Source organism: Microbacterium flavum (assembly GCF_018717645.1).
Lineage (GTDB): Bacteria > Actinomycetota > Actinomycetes > Actinomycetales > Microbacteriaceae > Microbacterium > Microbacterium flavum.
Map to the genome: position 1 here is coordinate 164,285 of NZ_JAFLHG010000001.1, position 20,599 is coordinate 184,883.

The window sequence follows — 20,599 nt, forward strand, 5'->3', positions numbered from 1 at the left end:
ATGACCACGACCGCCCCGCCTCCGCCCCCTTCGCCGCAGGATGCCGCGGCATCCGTCGCGACGCCGAGCGGCCCCGCGATCCCGCTCGGAGCGAGCGCACGCCGCCCGTCCCGGGGTCGCCGGGTCGCGGAGACCTGCGGCGCCCTCGCACAGCTGGCCGCCGTCGGTGTCGTGGGCAGTCTCATCTTCGGCCTGCTCGTCACCCTGCTCAGCGCCGGGATCGGCCTCCTCCCGGTACTCGGGATCGGGCTCCTGTTCCTCGTCGCGTTCGTGTACGCCCTGTACGCCACCGCCTGGCTCGAGTACGAGCGGGTCGAGGGCCTCTCCCGCCTCGGCCTGCGGCCGCTGCCCCCCGTGCGGCGCGACCGTCCCGGCTTCGGCGGATGGCTGCGCAGCCTCTGGCGGCAGCTCATCGACGGCGCGATGTGGCGCGGCATCGCGTCGGCCGCCATCGCCACCATCCTCGGCCTCTTCGTCCTGCCGCTCGTGGGCGCCCTGGCCTCGAGCATCGCCCTGCTGTTCGCCCCGCTCTTGGGCGGCGACACCATCGTGCTCCCGATCGTCCGCACGGATGTCGCCGCGGAATGGGCGATCGTCGCCGGCATCCTGGGCATCCTCGTGACCGTCGCCCTGCTCATCGGGATCGCCCTCCTCCACGCGGTGCTCACGCGCGCCATCCTCGTGCCCTCGCGCGAGGCGCAGTTCGCCGAGCAGGCCCGCACCGCGGGCACCCAACGGGCGAGCGCCGTGCGTGCGGGCGAGGTCGAGCGCACCCGCATCGAGCGCGACCTGCACGACGGTGTCCAGCCGCGGCTCGTGTCGGTGGCGATGACGCTCGGTCTCGCGCAGCAGAAGATCGACGACGACCCGGCCGCCGCCAAGGAGCTCATCGACGAGGCGCACACCTCGACGAAGGCGGCGATCACCGAGCTCCGCCAGCTGGCCCGCGGCATCCATGCATCGGTCCTCGACGATCGGGGGCTGGATGCCGCGCTCAGCGCCCTGGCCGCCCGTTCCCACGTCCCCGTGCAGCTGGACGTGCGCGTCGACGGTCGGTGCAGTCGCACCGCCGAGGCGGCGGTGTACTTCGCGATCGCCGAATCCCTCACCAACGCCGCGAAGCACTCCCGCGCCGCGGAGACCCGCGTCGTCGTCCGCACCCGCGACGAGGGGGGCGCACGAACGCTCTGGGCGCGAGTGGAGGACAACGGCGTCGGGGGGGCACGCGTCCTTCCCGGCGGCGGCCTCGACGGCATCACGAATCGCGTCGTCGCCGCCGGCGGCACGACCCGCCTCGACAGCCCCGCCGGGGGCCCGACATCCCTGGAGGTGAGCGTCCCGTGCGCATCCTGATCTGCGAGGACTCCGCGCTGCTGCGCGAGGGACTGGTCCGACTCCTCCAGGACGCGGGGCACGAGGTCGTGGCGGCCCTGCCCGATGCGGGCGAGCTCACGGCGCGCGTAGCCGAGACGGCCCCCGAGCTGTGCATCCTCGACGTGCGTCTGCCGCCGACCTTCACCGACGAGGGCATCCGCGCCGCGCTGGCCCTCCGCGCGGTGCAGTCCACCCTCCCGGTGCTGGTGCTCAGTCAGTACGTCGAGGAGCGCTACGCGAGCGAGCTCATCACCGGCCAGGCCGCCGCGTTCGGCTACCTCCTGAAGGATCGCGTGGCCGACATCCGCGACTTCCTGGGCGCGGTCGCGCGGATCGGCGCGGGGGCGACCGTCCTCGACCCCGAGGTCGTCGCACAGCTGCTGACGCGGCGCGCACGGGACGAGCGGATGAGCCGCCTGACCGAGCGCGAACGCACCGTCCTCGCGCTCATCGCCGAGGGCAAGAGCAATCAGGCGATCGCGCAGACCCTCTTCATCACCGAGGCGAGCGTCGAGAAGCACATCACCTCGCTCTTCCAGAAGCTCGGCCTCGAACAGGACGAGCACGGCAACCGCCGCGTCCTCGCCGTCCTCGTCCACCTCGAGCACGGCGACCAGACCCCTCCGAACGGAGCACTCCGATGACTCTCACCACCCCCTCCCGCCCTCGCTCGTCGGCGCGCGTCATCGCCGTCCTGGCGATCGCTTTCGGCGCCCTGCTCATCGTCGGCACCCTCGTCCTGGGGGCGGTGTCGTCGGCGCGGGCCGCCGCGGTGCGCACCGACGTCCTGACGACGGATGCCGCCGGCATCCGCGACCTGGACGTCGACGTCGCTGCCGCGGATCTCACGATCGTCTACCGCGGCGACGGCGTCAGCCTGCAGGTGACCGGCGCCGCGTCGGACTGGACGCTGCGCCGCGACGGGGAGCGCCTCGTGGTCTCGACGGATCGCACCTGGTGGGGCGGCTGGAGCCTGTTCGGGCGCGAGGCCGACGTCGCGACCCTCACTCTCCCCGCTTCGCTGGAGCGGACCGCGCTCGATGCCGACCTCGCGATGAGCGGCGGGATGCTGCGGGCGGAGGGGACCTACGGCGAGCTCTCCCTCGATCTGAGCGCGGGCGCGATGGACGTCTCGGGGTCGGCGACCGATCTCGACGCCGACGTGTCCGCCGGCCGGCTCAGCTTCGACCTCTCCGGAGCGCGCGGCGCCGACCTCAAACTCAGCGCCGGATCGGTCACGGGGAACCTCAGCGGCTCCGCGCCGCGTGCCGTCAGCATCGATGCGAGCGCCGGCCGACTCGACCTCACGCTCCCGAGCGGCGCATACGCGGTCGCCTCCGACGTGTCCGCGGGCGAGTTCCGCAACGATCTGACCGTCGACCCCGACTCGCCCGACCGCGTCGAGGTGAGCGTCTCGGCGGGGTTCGTGCGTCTCGGGTCGTGACGGGATGCTCCTCGCGCTCGGCATGCGGGCGCCGGAATCTTCCGCTGTCACGCACTGCCGACGAGCGACCGCGCGCGCTACCGTGGACCTCGTGACCACGCCGATCGATGCCACCTCCACGCCCGCCTGGACCGAGCTCACCGCACTGAAGGAGGCCCTGGTCCCCGACCTGCGGGGCTGGTTCGCCGACGACCCGGGCCGGGTCGAGCGTTTCTCCTTCGAACTCGCGGACCTCCACGTCGACCTGTCGAAGAACCTCATCGACGATGCGATCGTGGCCGCGCTCGTGCGGCTGGCAGAGGAGACCGGGGTGGCCGAGCGGTACGCCGCGATGCTCCGCGGCGAGCACATCAACACCACCGAGGATCGCGCGGTGCTGCACACGGCGCTGCGGCGCCCTGCCGGCGCGAGCCCCGCGCTCGTCGTCGACGGACAGCAGGTCGACCACGACGTCCAGGAGGTGCTGGAGGCCATGTCGGCGTTCGCCGACCGCGTCCGCTCCGGTGAGTGGACGGGCATCACCGGCAAGAAGGTCCAGACGATCGTGAACATCGGGATCGGCGGCTCCGACCTCGGCCCCGTGATGATCTCGGCGGCGCTCGAGCCCTTCGGCGGCGACATCGAGGCGCGCTTCGTCTCGAACATCGACCCCTTCGACCTCGCGCACAAGACGAAGGGCCTCGACCCCGAGACGACCCTGTTCATCGTCGCGTCCAAGACCTTCACCACGCTCGAGACCCTGACCAACGCCCGGCTCGCACGCGACTGGCTATGGGCCGGCCTCGAGGCATCCGGCGCCATCGGCCCCTCGACAGGCTCGGGGACCGATGCGGAGGCGCAGCGGACGGATGCCGTCGCGCACCACTTCGTCGCCGTCTCCACGGCACTCGACAAGGTCGCGGCGTTCGGCATCGACACGGCCAACGCGTTCGGCTTCTGGGACTGGGTGGGCGGGCGCTACTCCGTCGACTCGGCGATCGGGCTCTCTCTCATGATCGAGTTCGGTCCGGAGAGCTTCCGCGAGCTCCTCGCGGGCTTCCACGCGGTCGACGAGCACGTGGCATCCACGCCGATCGAGCGGAACGTGCCCGTCCTCATGGGGCTGCTCAACGTCTGGTACACGAACTTCCTCGGTGCGCAGTCGCACGCGGTGCTGCCCTATGCGCAGCAGCTCAGCCGGTTCGCGGCGTACCTGCAGCAGCTGACGATGGAGTCCAACGGCAAGAGCGTGCGGTGGGACGGCTCCCCCGTCACCAGCGAGACCGGGGAGATCTTCTGGGGCGAGCCCGGGACGAACGGTCAGCACGCGTTCTACCAGCTGATCCACCAGGGCACACGTCTCATCCCCGCGGACTTCATCGCGTTCGCCAACCCCGCCTACCCGCTGGCCGACGACGGCCGCGACGTGCACGGGCTGTTCCTCGCGAACTTCCTCGCCCAGACGAAGGCGCTCGCGTTCGGCAAGACGGCAGAAGAGGTCGAGGCCGAAGGCACGACGGGGGCGCTCGTGGCCGCACGGACGTTCGCCGGCAACCGGCCGACGACCTCGATCTTCGCGCCCGCCCTCACGCCGCGCACCCTCGGCGAGCTGATCGCGCTGTACGAGCACATCACCTTCACGCAGGGCGTCATCTGGGGCATCAACTCCTTCGATCAGTGGGGCGTCGAGCTCGGCAAGCAGCTCGCTCTGCAGATCGCGCCCGCCGTCGAGGGCGATCAAGCCGCGTTCGATGCGCAGGATGCCTCGACGCGCGCGCTGCTGGAGTATTACCGCGCCCACCGCCGCTGAGGCACGTCCGCAGCGGGCTCACTCGGACGTGCGGGTGTGCAGACGCTCGCCGTCGGGGCTGAAGATGCTCACGACCTCGGCGACTCCGTCCGCGGTCGCGCTGAGGGAGTGCGGCATCCGCGTGTCGAACTCGGCCGCCTCGCCGCGCTCGAGGATGAGCTCGCGACCCTCCAGGAGCAGCCGAATGCGGCCGCTGAGCACGTACAGCCACTCGAAGCCGTCGTGCACCCGCGGGGCGGGAGCGGCATCCCGCGCCGGGTAGGTGACCTTGTACGTCTGGACGGGTGAGTCCGCCCGCGTCAGCGGTGCGACGACGTAGCCGTGCCGGCGCGTGGGCGCGCGGCGCACACGCGGGTCGGCGGGCTCGGCGACCAGGTCGTCGAGGCGGATGCCCAGGAGTCGCGTCAGCGGCACCAGCAGCTCGAGGCTCGCCTGCCGCTTGCCCGACTCCAGGCGGGACAGGGTGCTCGTCGACATCGCGGCGCGGCCGGCGAGATCGTCGAGCGTCCACCCCTTCGCCTGCCGTGCGGACCGGAGCCGTGGGCCGACGTGATCCAGTGCTGTTGTCATGGCCTCCACTTTGCCATACCTGCAAGATCACTTGCCCTTCCCGCATACTCCGTCGCAGACTGCCGTCATGACAGAGAACGAATGGGATGCGATCGTCGTCGGCGGCGGGGCCGCGGGGCTCAGCGCCGCGCAGATGCTGGGGCGCGCCCGGCGACGCACGCTGGTGATCGACGCCGGGGCTCCGCGCAATCGGTTCGCGGCGCACATGCACGGCGTGCTCGGCCACGACGGCATCGCCCCGGCAGATCTGCTCGCCCGTGGCCGCGCCGAGGCGCGGGCCTACGGGGTCGAGATCGTCGTCGGCGAGGTCGTCGCCGCCCGGGATCTCGGCGATCGTATCGAGGTCACGCGACAGGACGGCGCGGTGGACGTCGCGCGAACGGTCGTGCTGACGTCGGGCCTGGTGGACGACCTGCCCGACATCCCGGGGCTCGCGGAGCGGTGGGGGCGCGATGTGCTGCACTGCCCGTACTGCCACGGCTTCGAGGTCGCCGACAGCCGCATCGGCGTCCTCGTGACGTCGGCGATGGGCCTGCACCAGGCGGGTCTTGTTCGGCAGTGGAGCGACGAGGTCACCGCGTTCACGGCGCTGGCGGGTGCCGTCCCCGACGAGGTCGCGGAGGCGCTCCGGGCGCGCGGGATCCGCATCGTCGCCTCGCCCGTCGTGCAGCTCGACGTGGAGCAGGACCGTCTGGCCGGCATCCTCACCGCCGACGGCGTCCGCCACGACGTCGATGCGCTCTTCACCGCGCCGACGCCGCGGCTCGACCTCGCGTACGCCGAACCGCTCTCCCTTGCGCGCGTCGATGGACCCGGCGCCCCGCTGGCCGTGGATGCGACCGGCGCGACGAGCCACCCGCGCGTCTGGGCGGCGGGCAACCTCGTGGCGCCGTTCGGCAACGTCCCCCTGTCGATGGGCTCTGGGTCGATGGCCGGCGCCGGAGCCAATGCGGGCCTCGTCGCACAGGATGCCGCGCAGGCGGTCGCCGCGCGACGCCGCGAGCGGAACGCGCGCTGGGAGGAGCGCTACGCCGAGCTCGACCGGGTCTGGTCGGGTCGGGTGAACGCCACGACACGCGACGTCCTCCGGGGCCTTCAGCCCGGGTCGGTGCTGGAGATCGGATGCGGCGAGGGAGCCGACGCCCTCTGGCTCGCCGAGCAGGGGTGGACGGTGACGGCGGTGGATGTGTCGCCGACCGCGATCGCGCGCGCCCGAGCCGCCGCGCACGAGCGCGGGCTGGGCATCGACTTCCGAGTCGTGGACGCCGCGGGCGAGCCGCCCGGCGCAGAGCCCGGCGCTCTTCCGGATGGTCCGTTCGACCTCGTCGTGTCGAGCTTCCTGCACTCGTGGGAGGTCGAGTTCCCGAGGGCGGGCATCCTGCGCGCCGGGATGTCGCGCGTAGCCCCGGGCGGCGCGTTCGTCTCGGTGTCGCACGCCGCCTCGCCGCCGTGGGCCACGGAGGCGCACGGCGACAGACCGCCGCTGCGCACCCCTCGAGAGGAGCTCCCTCTCCTCGGCGTCGACGAGGAGGGTCTTCGCGACCGGGAGGACGGATGGACCGTCGAACTCGCCGAGGTGCGCGGACGAGATGTCGTCGACCCTGACGGCGCGCCCGCCGTCATCGAGGACGGGGTGCTCGTCCTCCGTCGGCATCCGTGATCCCTCCGGCCGCGGCCGCGGCGGCCTCGGCCGCACGGGCGAGCCAGGCGGGCTCGGCCCCGTAGCGCTGCGAGGGGATCAGCCGACCCGCCGCGCTCTCGGCGATCAGGGCGGCGAGGCGATCCGCGCGCGTCTGCTCGCGCTTCGCGGTGTGCAGCCAGTTGGCGCAGATGCGGCGGTACCCCGGCGTCGCCGCGTCCCAGAAGGAGCGTGCGGCGGGATCGGCCTCGATCGCGGCCGCTTCGGCGCCGGTCACCTCGTCGCGCCGCTCGAACGAGTACACGCCGGTGCGCTCGGGGCTGCGCCGCTCGTAGGCCGCAAGGCCGGACGGGCGCATCCGCCCCTGCGCGAGGAGCCGCTCCACGTGCGCGACATTGACCGCGCTCCAGTTCGAGCGAGGGCGTCGCGGCGACCAGCGCTGGGCGCGGACCCCCCTGATGAGGCGGGCGGTCGAATCGATCCAGCCGAAACACAGCGCCTCCGGAACCGCGTCCTCCCAGGTCAACCCCTGGTCGGGGTGCCCTTTCGGACGTCGCTCCATCCACAGCTCGGACGCCGTCTCGTGGTGCTCGTCGAGCCAGGCACGGAACGCGGCGGCATCCGCGAAGAAGACGATCTCCGGGTCCGCGCTGTCCATGACCGCGACGCTAGCAGCCGCTGCCGACACCGTCAGACGAGGTCGGGACGGCTCCATGCGCCGGGCTCGGCGAACTCTCCGTACCGGACGTCGACGCCGTCCGCCCCGATCTCGGCCGCGCAGACGAGGAGCGACAGCGTCGGGTAGCCGAAGGGGCGGTTGTCGCGGACGATCGCCCGGTCATCGACCGGACCGACGGCGCTCGTGCGCTCGAGGACATCGAGCCATCCCGTCCACCAGTCGCCGTCGCTTCTCGCGGGCGGCGCGAAGGCATCCCGCCACGCGGCGATCCGTGCGGTGCCCGGATCGTCGAGGTCGTCGTGGGCGATCATGTGCACCCCCGGGGCGAGGCCGATGCGCCGGATGCGCCGGCCGTCCCACATCGTGACGGATGCCCCGTCCGCCGTCGCCTCGACGAGGTTGAACCCGTGCGTCCGCGGCGAGCCCGCGAGCTCGACACCGGCGACCGCGTCCAGCACGACCCGCCCGCGCGAGAGCGGTGCGGGGCTCTCCCCGTCCGCGGTCAGGACGTCCGCGCGATTCAGGATGACCGCGAGTCGCCCGGCCGCGTCATCCACCGCGAGCCAGGCGCCTCCGGCGCGGCGGTCCCGGACGCCGCGGACGTCGGGGAGCTCCGGCCACCACGGGCCGAGCGGGTCCCAGGCGCGGGTCGGATTCTCGTCGCGGACGGCGAGGAGGCGCACCGGGGCGGGGGTCTCGCCGAGCGCAGGGGCCTCGGGGACGTGGACGATGACGGTGCACACGGTGCTCGTGACCTCTCCGCCGATCCGGGCCCGGGGCTCGGGCACATGGGAGGATCGGTCCATGTTCGTTGTCGTAGGCGTGACGGGCGGCATCGCCGCGTACAAGACGGTGCACCTCGTGCGCGCACTGGTGACGAACGGACACGAGGTGCATGTTGTTCCCACCGAGAACGCCTTGCGCTTCGTCGGGACGGCCACGTGGGAGGCCGTCTCCCGGCATCCTGTCACGACCAGTGTCCACGACGGCGTCGCGGAGGTCCGCCACGTCGCCCTCGGCACCTCTGCCGACCTCGTGATCATCGCACCCGCCACCGCGAACACACTGGCGAAGATGGCGGCCGGGATCGCCGACGACCTCCTCGGCGTGACGCTGCTCGCGAGCACCGCGCCGGTGGTCGTCGCCCCCGCGATGCACACCGCGATGTGGCAGCACGCCGCAACGCAGGCGTCGATCCGCACGCTGCGCAGCCGCGGCGTGCACGTCATCGGCCCGGCCGATGGACCCCTCACCGGGGGCGACAGCGGCCCGGGCCGGATGGTCGAGCCCGACGCGATCCTCGTCGCCGCCCTCGATGCCGCCGCGGCCCGCCCCCTCCGCTCCGACCTCGCGGGGCTGCGGGTCGCAGTGTCGACCGGCGGGACGCGCGAGCCGATCGACCCGGTGCGGTTCCTCGGCAACCGCTCGAGCGGGCGGCAGGGCGCCGCCCTCGCCGTCTCCGCCGCGGAGCGGGGAGCCGCGGTGACCCTCGTCGCCGCGCACGTCGACGACGGCGTGCTCGACGACGCTCTCTCGCATCCGGGCGTCGCGCTCGTGCGCGTGTCCAGCGCCGCCGACCTGCACGCGGCGATGACGGATGCCGCGGCCTCCGCCGACGTGGTCGCGATGGTCGCGGCGGTGGCGGACTTCCGCGTCGCCGAGGTGTCGCAGGGAAAGCTCCGCAAGGAGGACGGCGTGCCGGAGCTGCGCCTCGTCCCGAACCCCGACATCCTCGCCGATCTCGCGGCATCCCGCGGGAGCGGCCCGGCTCGTCAGACCGTCGTGGGCTTCGCTGCGGAAACGGCGTCGGACGACGACGAGCTGCTCGAGCGCGGGCGACGGAAGGCCGCGCGCAAGGGCGCCGACCTCCTCGTGGTCAACCGCGTCGACTGGGACCGCGGGTTCGAGGCCGTCGAGAATCGCGTTCTCATCCTTGCGGCAGACGGCACGCTCGTCGCGGATGCCGCCGGCACCAAGCGCGCTGTCGCCGATGCCGTCTGGGACGCCGTGGTCGCGTCGCGTCCCTGAACCCTCTGCGGAGGCGTCATGGTGCGGGTCAGCCGTGTCGGCCCCCGCACGATGACGCCTCCGGGGCGGCGCTCAGGCCTTCTGCTGGACGTCCAGGAGCGGGTCGCCGTGCGTGACGGGGCCGAGCTTCACCGGGTCGACCGTGTCGAACGCGTCCGCGTTGAGCACGATCACCGGGGTGACGAGCGGGTAGCCCGCCTTCTCGATGACGGCACGGTCGAACGTGACGAGCGGAGTCCCGGCCTCGATCCGGTCGCCGGTCTTCACCTTGACGTCGAACCCCTCGCCCTTCAGGTTCACGGTGTCGATGCCGACGTGGATGAGCAGCTCGATGCCGTTGTCCAGCTGCAGGCCGAACGCGTGGCCGGTCGGCTGCGCGGCGGCCACCGTTCCGGCGCCGGGCGAGTACACGGTGTCCCCCGAGGGTTCGATGGCCACACCCGGGCCCATCACGCCGCCGGCGAAGACGGGGTCCGGCACCTGGTCGAGGGCGATCGCGGTCCCGTCGATCGGCGCGGCGAGCTGCAGAAGCGCGCCGACCTCCGCCGTCGCCCCCGGGGCCTTGGTGGCCACCGCCGTCGCGGCACCGGCGGCTGCAGCCCCAGGCAGGAGTTCGCTGCCCCCCGCGACGTTCGAGACCGAGGCGGCCTCGTCGGCGTCGCGCGCCACGGTGCCCGGACCGGCGGCGGCAGCCGCGACGGCGGTGGCGCCGGCCTGCTCGGGCGTCTTGTAGCCCGAGAGGATCACGAGGATCATCGCGACCGCGAAGGCGGCGATGACCGCGAGGGAGTACAGCCCGATCGGGTTGAACGCCGGAATCGTGAGCAGCGAGGTGAAGACGAACGCCTGCGTCGTGATGCCGTTCTTCAGACCGAGCACGAGCGAGCCGATGCCGATGATCAGGCCTCCCGTGAGGCATCCGACGAGCATGCGCGGGTAGATCCGCTTGTACCGCAGGTGGATGCCGTAGAGAGAGGGCTCGGAGATGCCGCCGAGCAGTCCCGCCGCCAGCGCGCCGGTCGCGGTCTGCTTCATGTCCTTGTCCTTCTCACGCCAGGCGAGGAAGAGGACACCGGCCGTGGCGCCGAAGCACGCGAAGTTCCATGCGCCCATGGGGCCCTGGATGAAGTCGTAGCCGAGGGTCTGGATGTTGAGGAGCATGATCGCGTTGATCGGCCAGTGGAGGCCGAGCGGAACCATGAACGGGTAGGCCAGCGGGATCACGATCGCGAAGATGAAGGGCGAGAACGTGTTGATCGCGGCGAGCGCGCTCGCCAGTCCCGCGCCGACGTAGACGCCGATCGGACCGATCAGGAAGGCCGTCAGCGGGATCATGATGAGCATCGCGAGGAACGGGACGAAGATCAGCTGCAGGTTCTCCGGGATGATCCGGCGCAGGAGCTTGTACAGCGGGCCGAGGACGGCCGCCATGAGAAGCGGTGGGAAGACCTGCGACGAGTAATCGGCGATCGGCATCGGCAGGCCCCAGACCTGGACGATCGCGACCTGGGCCTGTTCGAAGCCGAACAGCGGGGTCTTGTCCACGCCGGTGGCGAGCCCGGCGAATCCGGGCAGCATCAGCACCGCCATGATCGCGAATCCGACCCACGGGTCGGCTCCGATCTTCGCGGACGCGTTGTAGGCGACCATCAGCGGCAGGAAGACGAACACGCACTGCCACATCAGGTTCACGAAGGCCCAGGACGGCTCGAGCGTCACACCGGGCGCGTTCCACGCGGGGATCACCCCGAGGGTCGCCATCAGCGCCATGAAGGTGATGAACAGGGATGCCCCGAGGAGCGCGCCGAGGATCGGGCGGAACGAGTCGGAGAGGAATTCGAAGAGGCTGTCGAGCCAGGCGTTCGTCCCGCGCGGGCCCTTCGAGCGCTCGCGGGCTTTGATGTCGGCGTCGCTGTCCGCGCCGCCGCCGGCGGCCGCCGCTCCGCCGCCACCCGCTCCGACACCGGCCATCACGGGGAGAGCCATGATCTCGTTGTAGACGTTCTGCACGCCGCCGCCGATGACCACCTGGAAGCGGTCGCCGGCCTGCGGAACGGCGCCCATCACGCCCGGGATCGCCTCGGCCTTGGACTTGTCCGCCTTGTCGCCGTCATGCAGCTGGAACCGGAGCCGCGTGGCGCAGTGCGTGAGGCTCGCGACGTTCTCGGGCCCCCCGACGGCGTCGATGATCTCCGCTGCGGAATTGGATGCCATGGTGTCTCTCCCCTGGGTTTCGCACCTGATGCTTCGCTTCGGAGGCGTCTGAGATGTGGCCTGTCACCGCCCCTTCGCCCGTGACTCTATACCGGTGCACGGGCCGAGAACAGGGGGAAGCGCCCGGAGAAAATGAGGTCCGGCGGGGCCCCTCCGACCCGCATTCTCGGGCTGCGCACTCAGGGAACGTCCAGGCTTCACACCTGTTCTGTCCAGAGAACGTTGCAAACCTGTGACCTTCGCGCCCACCCGAGGACGCACACCGTGGCTGATGCCCAGCACCCTGCGGTCCAGGTTCACCGGAAGTCTCTCTATGCCCCGTTTCTCTCTCCGCTCCTTCACGCCCGCGATCGTCTGCGCCGGGCTCGTCGTCGGAATGATCACCACGACCGGAGCGGCGCTTCCGCACGCCGCGTCGACCTCGTCCTCCCCCGCGTCCGCGCGTGCCGAGGCCGTATCGGCGCCGCTCGCCGAGATCGCCTCGCAGGGCCGCTCCGCCCTCCTGGACGCGCGTGCTGCGATCGATGAGGCCCGACAGGTGACGGTCGACATCCGCACCTCCGGGCTCGACATCGGCGCGAGCTCCACGGTCGTGAACACCGCTCCGCTCGGCGAGGTCGTCGAAAAGCTCGAGGCGCTCGATGTGACGCCTGCGCTGCTGGTGCCGAGCCTCACCGCCGAGGCCTCCACCGCGACGCAGACGGTGCGCGAGCAGGCCGCCATGCTCCGCGGTCGCCTCGACGCGGCCGTCGCGAAGAAGGCGGAGGAGGAAGCTGCTGCGAAGGCCGCCGCCGAAGCCGCCGCTGCCGCCGCCGCGCAGGCCGCCGCCGAAGCCGCGGCCGCGCAGGCCGCCGCCGAAGCCGAGGCGGCCGCCGCTGCGAAGGCGGCGGAGGAGCAGTCGTCCTCGTCCTCGTCCTCGTCATCCTCCGGGGGCAGCTCCGCCCCCTCCGTCGACGTGAACGTCGACCCCGCGTCGGCACAGGGCATCGGACGCTCGATGGCCGCCTCCAGCTACGGCTGGGGCGACGACCAGTTCGCCTGCCTGCTGTCGCTGTGGAACCGCGAGTCGGGCTGGCGCGTCAATGCGGCCAACTCGAGCGGCGCCTACGGCATCCCGCAGGCTCTCCCCGGCAGCAAGATGGCCTCCGCCGGCGCGGACTGGCAGACGAACCCTGCGACGCAGATCGCGTGGGGCCTCGGCTACATCGCCGGCCGCTACGGTTCGCCGTGCAGCGCGTGGGACCACTCGGAGTCCAACGGCTGGTACTGACCGGCGACCGTCCACGCCGCGACAGTCACGAACGGCCCGGAGCGACATGCGTCGAGCATGCTCCGGGCCGTTCGGCGTCTGCGGGTGACGCCGCCGCGGCTCCGAACGCGCGGATAGGGTGGCGACATGGCGTGGGAGACGCGCGGATCGCGCATCGTGTACGAGAACCGCTGGATCCGCGTCGAGGAGAATGAGATCCTCGGGCCGCACGGAGAGGGCATCTACGGCGTCGTCGAGATGCGGCATCCGGCCGTCTTCATCGTCGCGATCGACGACGAGGACCGGGTCTGCCTCGTGTCGCTGGACAGGTACACGACAGGCGCCTCCGTCGAGGTGCCCGCCGGAGGCTCGGATGGGGAGGATCCACTGCTCGCCGCGCAGCGCGAACTCCTCGAGGAGACGGGGCATTCCGCCCTCGAGTGGACGTTGATCGGACAGATGGATGCGCTCAACGGCATCGCGCGCGCGCCGGAGTACGTCTACCTCGCCCGCGGCATCGCGCCGGCCGAGGATGCCGGCGCGACGCAGGGCGAAGAGGGCATCGATGCGGTGCGCTGGCTGCCGTTCGGCGAGGTCCTCTCGATGGTGCGCCGCGGCGAGATCACCGACGGCGAGAGCGTGGCCGCGCTCGCGTTCGCCGGCATCCACCTGGGGCGCTTCGCCTGAGCGCGCCACCCCCGGGGTGCGTGGCTCTCAGCCCTGACGGCCCTTGAAACGGGGGTTCTGCTTGTTGATGACGTAGACGCGCCCGCGACGGCGGACGACCTGGGCGCCGGGCTGCTCCTTGAGCGACTTGAGTGACGCACGGACTTTCACGATGCCTCCTTATTGAGAACGTTTCTCACTATCAGGCTAGGCTGTCCCGGACCCCATCGTCAACGCGAAAGCAGGACCCCCCGTGCCCTCCTCCCCCATCGTCGTCGTCGGCCTCTGCTCCTCGGAGCGGCGCAGGTACGCTGCGGCCCTGGCGACGGCGATCGGTCGGGCCGTCGTGCGGGTGTCGGATCCGACCTCCGGCGCCGCGTCGGGCTCGGCCCCGCAGCCCACCCCGGTGCGCATCGCGCGGACACGGAACGAGATCGACGGCGTCGTCCTCGACGTGGACGCCGACGTCGACGCGCTCCACCTGGAGCCCTGCCTGCGCCGCCCCGCGCCCGACGTCATCTGCGTCGTCGACGCCCCGCACCTGCTCGACGACCTGCGCGACCGCTCCCGCCTGGTGCCGGGCGCGGGGCCGGGCGATGACCGCGGCGATGTCGGCGCGCGGGCTCGGCGCGGCGCGTCTCAGATCGAGACGGCCTCCCACGTCTGCATCGTGAACTGGGAGCGACTGGAGACGGCACGACTCTCCGTGCTCATGTCGCTGCTCGCCCACCTCGCGCCGACCGCGCGGGTGCGCCTCTCCCGCGGGGCCGCCGAGGACCTCGACGCCCTGCGCGGTGGCGGCCGAGCGAGCGCCGGGGATGCCGCCGACGAGATCCTCGAGCGCGCCGGATGGGTTCGCGCCCTGAACGACGAGCACGACCCGTACCTCACCGACCGGCGCGTGACGACGGAGCGCTACGAGCGGCTCCGCCCCTTCCACCCCGCGCGGCTCGTCGCCGCGCTGGATGCGCTCGACGCCGGTCGGGCCGGACGCCTCGTGCGCTCGGCCGGATTCTGCCGGATCGCCTCCCGCGCCCGCACCCTCGCACGATGGGACCAGGTCGGCCCGGCGATCTGGATCGATCCGCTCGATGCCGACATGGAGAGCAGCCTCACCGCACAGGATCTGGCGTTCACCGGCGTCGACCTCATGCCGGGCGCGGTCGCGCGTCTGCTCGACGAGGCGCTGGTGACGGATGCCGAGCTCGCCGCCGGCCCGCAGGCGTGGGCCACGTGGGCCGATCCGCTCCCCGTGTGGGCCGAGGAGGACGTGCTGGACCACGACCCCCACGGTCGTGACGGCGACGGCCATTAGGCCCGGGCGCCCCACCGCGTCAACCCCCTGGCTCGCGCGTCCCGCGCGGGCGTACGTTCGAGGCATTCGCCAGCGAAAGGGGAACCCTATGGGACTCGACGACAAGATCAAGAACGCAGCGGAAGACCTCGGAGGCAAGGTGAAGGAGGGCGTCGGCAAGGCGACGCACAACGAGCGCCTCGAAGCCGAGGGTGAAGCCGACCAGGCCAAGGCCAAGGTCAAGAAGGCCGGCGAAGACGTCAAGGACGCCTTCAAGTAAACCGCCCACGAACGCCCCTGTCTTCGGACGGGGGCGTTCGTGCGTCTGCGGGGTCGCCGTAGAGTGATCCTGTCGGGATCGCGACCTGACCGGAACGAGGATGAGGGGGCCGCGTGGTCGACGGGATCGAATCATTCTTCACCGTGATCGCGGTGAGCTTCGAGGCGCTCGGTGCACTCGCGATGGTCGTCGGATTCATCATCGCCGTGGTGCTCGCCGTCCGTTCGCTGCGACGGTCACGCGACGGTCACGCCGCCTACCTGCTTCTACGCAACACGCTCGGCGCCGCGATCCTCCTGGGCCTCGAGGTTCTCGTCGCGGCGGATCTCATCCGCACCATCACGTCGAAACCGTCGATCGAGGACGCCCTGATCCTCGGTCTCATCGTGCTGATCCGGACGGTGCTCTCGATGTCCATCCAGATCGAGATCGAGGGTGTCGCTCCTTGGCGTCGGGCCCTCCTCACGAGCGGCGGCCAGCTGATCGCAGAGAACGTCCGCCGGGACCGTGCCGCCGGGGCGTCGGGTGCGCCGCCCGAGGCACCGGCATCGTGAGAGATCTGCGCGCGGCACTCTCGGACGGGCCTCTCCTCCTCGACGGAGGCATGGGCACCCTGCTGGAGTCGAGGGGCAACGACGTGAGCGGCAATCTCTGGTCGGCTCGGCTCCTTCGCGACGACCCGGACGAGGTACGGCGCGCCCACGAGGAGTTCGTCGCCGCGGGGGCGGACATCCTCATCACGACCTCCTACCAGGTGGGTTTCGGCATTCAGCTGGCGGACGACGAGGTCGAGCTCCTGCTCCAGAACAGCGTCGCGGTCGCCCGCGACGCGGGTGCGCGCTTCGTCGCGGCATCCGTCGGCCCATATGGCGCCGTCCGCGCGGACGGGAGCGAGTACACCGGCGACTACGGCCTCTCGCGCACGGAGCTGCGCGACTGGCACCGTCGACGCCTCGAGGCCCTCGCCTCATCGGGCGCCGATGCGCTCGCCATCGAGACCGTGCCCTGCCTCACCGAGGTCGAGGCGCTGTGCGCCGAGGTGGCGGAGCTCGGCGCGACCGCGTGGGTCTCCCTCTCCGCGTCGAGCACGGGCTGGCGACCGGGAGAGCTCGCCGACGCGTTCGCCGTGATCGCCGCGACCCCGGGGATGGTCGCCGCCGGGGTGAACTGCTGCGCGCCCGAGGCCGTCGCGGGGGCTCTCGCCCTCGTCCCGCCGGGGCTGCCCGGCCTCGCCTACCCGAACAGCGGCGAGCGCTGGGACGCGCAGGCTCGCCGCTGGGAGGGGGATGCCGGCATCCCGACGGACGGCGCCCAGGAGTGGATCGCCTCCGGCGCCCGGATCGTCGGCGGATGCTGCCGCACCACCCCCGCGGACATCACTCGACTGGCGGCGATGCTCGGTCGCTGAGACCCGCGGCGACCGTCAGGGTCACGCCGGACCGGAGGCCTCGTCGATCACGCGAACCGTCCTGCCCATCGCGGCGCCCATCGCCCGCCGCCACAGCGGCGCGATGATCGCGGCGACGAGGACATGCCGGCCAGGACGCGGGTGGAACTCGTAGGTCCACCGCAGCACCGTTCCGCCACCATCGGGCGTGAAGGTCCACTCCCCACGGACGCCGTGCACGAGCCGACCCAGGATATTCGTGAACCCCGTGATCTCGTACGCGAAGCTGGACGGCGCCGTGAGCTCTGTGATCCGCTCATCGGCGGTCGAGCCGTCGGTCAGAAGCGGCGTCCGGGTTCGCCCCACCGCATCCCAGGGTCCACCCTGATCGCGCACCCCGCGCACACCCGGGAACGGCCCCCACCGCGTGAAGATCCGGGAGAGGTCGATCGGCACGACGATGTCGAAGGCCCGCGGCGGAGCGACGCGGCTTCTCGCCTGAACGACGACCGGAACCGAAAGATCCGACTGACCGATGAGCGGCATGAAGACATGCTGACATACCCCACCCACCGTCGACGCGCCCGAGGGCCCCTCGCGGGGGTACGTGGTTCACGGGGCGTCGCGGACGAGCTCGTTCCGCAGGCGCGGATCGCTCAGGACCCGACCGTCACGAGCACACGCTGCCACCCGCTCGAGCCGTTCGGCGCGATCGGCGCGCGCTCCTGGATCTGCAGGTCGCCGTTCTTGTTGCGGGCGCGCACGGCGATGTAGTGCGTGCCGGGCGTCGCATCCCACTCGTACATCCACTGCACCCAGGTGTCGCCGTTCACCGGCGCGGAGAGCGTCACCGGCATCCACCCGGTGTCGTCGATGTTCACCTCGACGCGGTCGACGCCGACCGGCTGTGCCCATGCCATGCCCGCGACCGCGACGCGTCCTGCGGGAACGGCGTCCCCGGCTTTCGGGACGTCCACCCGCGACGCGAGCTTGATGGGGGCTTCGGCGCTGTAGCCGCGCGGGGTCCAGTAGGCCTCGTCCGCGGCGAACGTCGTCACCTTCAGCTCGGTCAGCCACTTCGTGGCCGACACGTAGCCGTACAGACCGGGGACGACCATCCGCACGGGGAAGCCGTGCTCGGCGGGGAGGGGCTCGCCGTTCATCGCCACCGCGAGGATCGCGTCGAGCCCGTCGTCCGTGAGGGAGGAGAGGGGGGTGCTGGCCGTGTAGCCGTCGACGCTGCGGGAGAGCACCATGTCAGCGCCTGCCTGCGGCCCGGCCATGCGGAGGATGTCGCGCACGGGGACCCCGAGCCAGACGGCGTTGCCGACGAGCTGGCCGCCGACTTCGTTCGACACGCAGGTCAGCGTGATGCCGTACTCGTCGAGGCCCATGCCGACGAGGTCATCGAAGCTCAGCTCCACGCGCTGGTCGACCATGCCGTCGACGACCAGGCGCCACGTCGTCGGGTCGACTGTCGGCACGGTCAGTGCCGTGTCGACGCGGTAGAAGTCCGCGTTCGGAGTGAACAGGGGCGACAGACCGGGAACGTCCAGCTCTGCACCCGCCGGGACAGTCAGACGGGAGCGCGGGGGCGGGAGCCGGAGCGCGCTGCGCAGCGCTTCCACCGACGAGGTCGCCGCCGTGACCACGCGGGCCGCGACGCCGACGACGACCGCCGAGGCGCCGGCGATGCCCGCGAGCAGGAAGAAGCCTCGACGGTCGACCCCGCGTCGATCGGCGTCCGACTCGCTCCCCTCCGGCACACCGTTCCGCCACCGACGGAGGCGCCGGCCGAGGACGATCAGCACGACGGATGCCGCGACGGTGGCGATCACGGGCGGCAGGAAGGAGAGGGGCGTGACACCCGTACGAGAGACGATCGCCGCGGTCGAAAGGACACCGGCGATGGCGACGACCACGACGCCGAGCGGGCTGCGGAGATACTCCAGAACGCCCCCGATCGCCGAGGCGATGACCACCGCGAGGCCGAGGCCGGCGAGCAGGGCGATCTTGTCGTTGGCGCCGAAGGTCGCGATCGCGAACTCCTTGAACGGCTGCGGAACGATGTCGATCACGAAGCCACCCACCGCGAGGATCGGGCTGGCGCCCCGCGCCACGAGCAGCGCGAGAAGCTCCGCGACCCCCAGGAAGACGGCGCCGCTGACGATGCCTGCCAGGGCCGCCAGCGCGAGGGAACGGGCACGGCCGGTGTGCGTCGTCACAGTGATCTCCTGCCGCCGGGGTCGGGGTACTTGAGTTGTTCGGCGCGGTCCTCGAATCGGATGGGTGCGCGTGGGGCGGCGCCGTCTCCACCGACCAGGGGGCTGTGGAACTCGACCGAGCGGCGAGAAGCTGACGCCATGGCTGAGAAGACTCGTGGTCGGTGGATCGGCGTCGTCGGCGGCGCGGTGCTGGCCGCTGTGTCCCTCGCCTTTCTCGCGACGAACCCCGTGCTCGGCGCGACAGGGCTGGTCGCGGCGGTCGTTCTCATCGTGGCGTTCCTCGTGCCCGCGTTCGATCACCGCACTCCCACGACAAGGGCCGAGGGCCGAGGGCCGAGGGCGAGCCGGAGGTACGCGGCCGTAACCCTCCCCGCCGCAATCCTCAAATGGGGCCGGCCTCGAGGCAGGGCGCGATACCCATGACCGACGAACGGGCTCCGAGAGGTCCGAGCACCACCCATCCCATCGACGCGTAGAGGGCCCGCGCCGGCACGTTCGTGTCAGCCACGCTGAGAAGGGCTCGGGGCCGATCAGAACGCTCAAGGATCCTCGCCAGAAGGGCCGCACCGAGTCCCCGACGGCGGTAGGCAGGGAGAACGATCAATTCCACCACCTCGAAGTGCCCCCCGAGCCAGGCGTCGGCGACGTCCTCGGCGAGGGAGGCTGCGGCGAGGTCCGTCCAGAACTGCCCTCGCTCGCCGACGTAGCCCCAGACCAGGCCGGCAACCTCGTCACCCTCTCTCGCGATCAGGAGGTCGAAGCCTTCGCGAGAGCGATGCGCAGACCAGATACCTTCGCGCCACTCGTCGATCGGAGTCCCTGGCGGATACTGGCTCGCGTAGACGGCGTGCACGATGCCCACCTGCGTTGCCGCAGATGCACCGTCGTAGGCGTCGATACGCATGCCGATCATGGTTGCACGATCACCCGGGTCCACGAGCGGCAACCGTGCACACGGTGGAACGACGCCCGACGCGCAGGGCCCTTCCGACAGGTAGCTTCGGCGAATGGCGTATGAGGACCCGCGGCTCGTCGAGCTGTACGACATCGACAACCCCGACGGGCCAGATGACGACTTCTACCGGTCCCTCGCTGATGAGATCGGTGCGTCCACGATCCTCGACGTGGGGTGTGGAACCGGAATGCTGACCGTGAGCCTCGCGGCGCCAGGACGCGATGTCGTCGGCGTCGACCCGTCGGCGGCCGCGACCGAGCGCGTGAACCTATGCATCCGGAATGAGTCACGAAAAGATAACGACCGGGCCTTGTGGGTCGTTATCTTTCCGTTATAGAGTGCTCGCACGGTAGTTGTTTTGCTGTGGCAGCTACCTCATGTGATTGCAGGACACTCTTGGTGCAAAGGGACAAGGGCCGGTCGGATGCCTCTCCGACCGGCCCTCACTGCGTCCCGGCCCGGCACTGTGGTGGACTGGTCGGATGACCGACCTCGCGATCTCCCTCACCCTCGACGGACGCCCGGATCTTCCGAGCGCCATCCTGCAGGCCCTGTATCGCATCACGGACCGGTCGACGGTGGAGATGCGCCACGCGATCCGCGCCGGCGAGCCGCTCTACACCGCGCGTCTGTTCGGCACCGCGCACATCGTGACGGCCCCCCGCCTCGAGAAGGCGATCGCCTTCCTCACCGACCACGGCCTGCCGTTCTCACTCACGGAGAGCATCGAGGGCGCCCAGACTCCGATCGACCTCGCCACGCTCCGCGAGATCCTCGAGCCGGGCAGTGGCGCCACCGCGCGCTGA

The 20,599-nt window shown here is 71.5% G+C and carries 22 protein-coding genes; 14 read left to right on the forward strand and 8 right to left on the reverse strand.

Translation table 11 applies throughout. The annotated features are described in order from the left end of the window. The 4 genes from J0P97_RS00830 (at nt 1) to pgi (ending at nt 4,607) form a co-directional block, all read left to right on the forward strand. Nucleotides 1-1,353, forward strand: coding sequence for a sensor histidine kinase (locus tag J0P97_RS00830; protein ID WP_215485876.1), 1,353 nt, complete (start codon nt 1-3; stop codon nt 1,351-1,353). Next, nucleotides 1,341-2,018: a response regulator gene (locus J0P97_RS00835; protein WP_215485877.1), complete on the forward strand. Its 678-nt coding sequence runs from the start codon at nt 1,341-1,343 to the stop codon at nt 2,016-2,018. The genes J0P97_RS00830 and J0P97_RS00835 overlap by 13 nt, the downstream gene beginning before the upstream one ends. Next, entirely contained in the window at nt 2,015-2,818 is an 804-nt protein-coding gene (locus tag J0P97_RS00840; protein WP_215485878.1) for a DUF4097 domain-containing protein, read from the forward strand. The genes J0P97_RS00835 and J0P97_RS00840 overlap by 4 nt, the downstream gene beginning before the upstream one ends. A gap of 91 nt (nt 2,819-2,909) precedes the next feature. After that, a complete protein-coding gene (gene pgi / locus J0P97_RS00845) occupies nt 2,910-4,607 on the forward strand; it encodes a glucose-6-phosphate isomerase (RefSeq protein ID WP_308163319.1) in 1,698 nt (565 codons plus the stop codon). Nucleotides 4,608-4,625: 18 nt separating this feature from the next. On the opposite strand, the gene J0P97_RS00850 is transcribed toward pgi, so the two are convergent. Continuing rightward, the gene (locus J0P97_RS00850) at nt 4,626-5,177 is read right to left on the reverse strand and encodes a helix-turn-helix domain-containing protein (protein ID WP_215485879.1); all 552 of its coding nucleotides are present in this window, start codon (nt 5,175-5,177) and stop codon (nt 4,626-4,628) included. Between the two features lie 67 nt (nt 5,178-5,244). On the opposite strand from J0P97_RS00850, the gene J0P97_RS00855 reads away from it, so the two are divergent. Continuing rightward, on the forward strand, nt 5,245-6,837 hold the full coding sequence (locus J0P97_RS00855; protein WP_215485880.1) for a bifunctional NAD(P)/FAD-dependent oxidoreductase/class I SAM-dependent methyltransferase: 1,593 nt from the start codon (nt 5,245-5,247) through the stop codon (nt 6,835-6,837). On the opposite strand, the gene J0P97_RS00860 is transcribed toward J0P97_RS00855, so the two are convergent. Together J0P97_RS00860 and J0P97_RS00865 are read right to left on the reverse strand one after the other, a co-directional pair. Further along, nucleotides 6,797-7,474, reverse strand: coding sequence for a YdeI/OmpD-associated family protein (locus J0P97_RS00860; RefSeq protein ID WP_215485881.1), 678 nt, complete (start codon nt 7,472-7,474; stop codon nt 6,797-6,799). The two genes, J0P97_RS00855 and J0P97_RS00860, sit on opposite strands and share 41 nt — an antisense overlap. 32 nt (nt 7,475-7,506) lie before the next feature. Next, complete coding sequence (locus J0P97_RS00865; protein WP_246539374.1) at nt 7,507-8,301, reverse strand: NRDE family protein; 795 nt, start codon at nt 8,299-8,301, stop codon at nt 7,507-7,509. On the opposite strand from J0P97_RS00865, the gene coaBC reads away from it, so the two are divergent. Continuing rightward, entirely contained in the window at nt 8,300-9,523 is a 1,224-nt protein-coding gene (coaBC, locus tag J0P97_RS00870; protein WP_215485882.1) for a bifunctional phosphopantothenoylcysteine decarboxylase/phosphopantothenate--cysteine ligase CoaBC, read from the forward strand. The two genes, J0P97_RS00865 and coaBC, sit on opposite strands and share 2 nt — an antisense overlap. 72 nt (nt 9,524-9,595) lie before the next feature. On the opposite strand, the gene J0P97_RS00875 is transcribed toward coaBC, so the two are convergent. Further along, nucleotides 9,596-11,737: a glucose PTS transporter subunit IIA gene (locus J0P97_RS00875; protein WP_215485883.1), complete on the reverse strand. Its 2,142-nt coding sequence runs from the start codon at nt 11,735-11,737 to the stop codon at nt 9,596-9,598. 313 nt (nt 11,738-12,050) lie between these two features. Between J0P97_RS00875 and J0P97_RS00880 the strand changes: the two genes are divergently transcribed. Together J0P97_RS00880 and J0P97_RS00885 are read left to right on the forward strand one after the other, a co-directional pair. Next, nucleotides 12,051-13,007, forward strand: a complete 957-nt coding sequence (locus J0P97_RS00880) for an aggregation-promoting factor C-terminal-like domain-containing protein (protein ID WP_215485884.1) — start codon at nt 12,051-12,053, stop codon at nt 13,005-13,007. Nucleotides 13,008-13,133: 126 nt separating this feature from the next. Continuing rightward, nucleotides 13,134-13,673, forward strand: coding sequence for an NUDIX domain-containing protein (locus tag J0P97_RS00885; protein ID WP_215485885.1), 540 nt, complete (start codon nt 13,134-13,136; stop codon nt 13,671-13,673). A gap of 27 nt (nt 13,674-13,700) precedes the next feature. Here the strand turns inward: J0P97_RS00885 and ykgO are convergent, their stop codons facing one another. Further along, nucleotides 13,701-13,823 carry a type B 50S ribosomal protein L36 gene (gene ykgO, locus J0P97_RS00890; protein ID WP_005049715.1) on the reverse strand — a complete coding sequence of 41 codons (123 nt, stop codon included), beginning with the start codon at nt 13,821-13,823 and terminating at the stop codon, nt 13,701-13,703. Nucleotides 13,824-13,905: 82 nt separating this feature from the next. Here ykgO and J0P97_RS15850 point away from each other — a divergent pair, with 82 nt between their 5' ends. The 4 genes from J0P97_RS15850 (at nt 13,906) to mmuM (ending at nt 16,634) form a co-directional block, all read left to right on the forward strand. Beyond that, entirely contained in the window at nt 13,906-14,967 is a 1,062-nt protein-coding gene (locus tag J0P97_RS15850) for a GTP-binding protein (protein WP_215485886.1), read from the forward strand. Nucleotides 14,968-15,055: 88 nt separating this feature from the next. Beyond that, nucleotides 15,056-15,226 carry a CsbD family protein gene (locus tag J0P97_RS00900; protein ID WP_215485887.1) on the forward strand — a complete coding sequence of 57 codons (171 nt, stop codon included), beginning with the start codon at nt 15,056-15,058 and terminating at the stop codon, nt 15,224-15,226. 113 nt (nt 15,227-15,339) lie between these two features. Further along, nucleotides 15,340-15,780, forward strand: coding sequence for a DUF1622 domain-containing protein (locus tag J0P97_RS00905; protein WP_215485888.1), 441 nt, complete (start codon nt 15,340-15,342; stop codon nt 15,778-15,780). Further along, complete coding sequence (gene mmuM / locus J0P97_RS00910; protein WP_215485889.1) at nt 15,777-16,634, forward strand: homocysteine S-methyltransferase; 858 nt, start codon at nt 15,777-15,779, stop codon at nt 16,632-16,634. Before J0P97_RS00905 ends, mmuM begins: the two co-directional genes overlap by 4 nt. Before the next feature lie 21 nt (nt 16,635-16,655). Here mmuM and J0P97_RS00915 read toward each other — a convergent pair whose 3' ends face one another. The 3 genes from J0P97_RS00915 to J0P97_RS00925 all read right to left on the reverse strand — a co-directional run bounded on the left by J0P97_RS00915 (nt 16,656) and on the right by J0P97_RS00925 (nt 19,751). Next, a complete protein-coding gene (locus J0P97_RS00915) occupies nt 16,656-17,159 on the reverse strand; it encodes an SRPBCC family protein (RefSeq protein ID WP_215485890.1) in 504 nt (167 codons plus the stop codon). 110 nt (nt 17,160-17,269) lie between these two features. Beyond that, nucleotides 17,270-18,838: a molybdopterin-dependent oxidoreductase gene (locus J0P97_RS00920; RefSeq protein ID WP_215485891.1), complete on the reverse strand. Its 1,569-nt coding sequence runs from the start codon at nt 18,836-18,838 to the stop codon at nt 17,270-17,272. Nucleotides 18,839-19,220: 382 nt separating this feature from the next. Then, nucleotides 19,221-19,751, reverse strand: coding sequence for a GNAT family N-acetyltransferase (locus J0P97_RS00925; protein ID WP_215485892.1), 531 nt, complete (start codon nt 19,749-19,751; stop codon nt 19,221-19,223). A 94-nt stretch (nt 19,752-19,845) separates the two neighbouring features. Between J0P97_RS00925 and J0P97_RS00930 the strand changes: the two genes are divergently transcribed. Both J0P97_RS00930 and J0P97_RS00935 read left to right on the forward strand, forming a co-directional pair. Beyond that, complete coding sequence (locus J0P97_RS00930; RefSeq protein ID WP_215485893.1) at nt 19,846-20,130, forward strand: class I SAM-dependent methyltransferase; 285 nt, start codon at nt 19,846-19,848, stop codon at nt 20,128-20,130. A gap of 145 nt (nt 20,131-20,275) precedes the next feature. Next, nucleotides 20,276-20,599 (forward strand): hypothetical protein, encoded by a 324-nt coding sequence (locus J0P97_RS00935; protein WP_215485894.1) that lies wholly within the window; start codon nt 20,276-20,278, stop codon nt 20,597-20,599.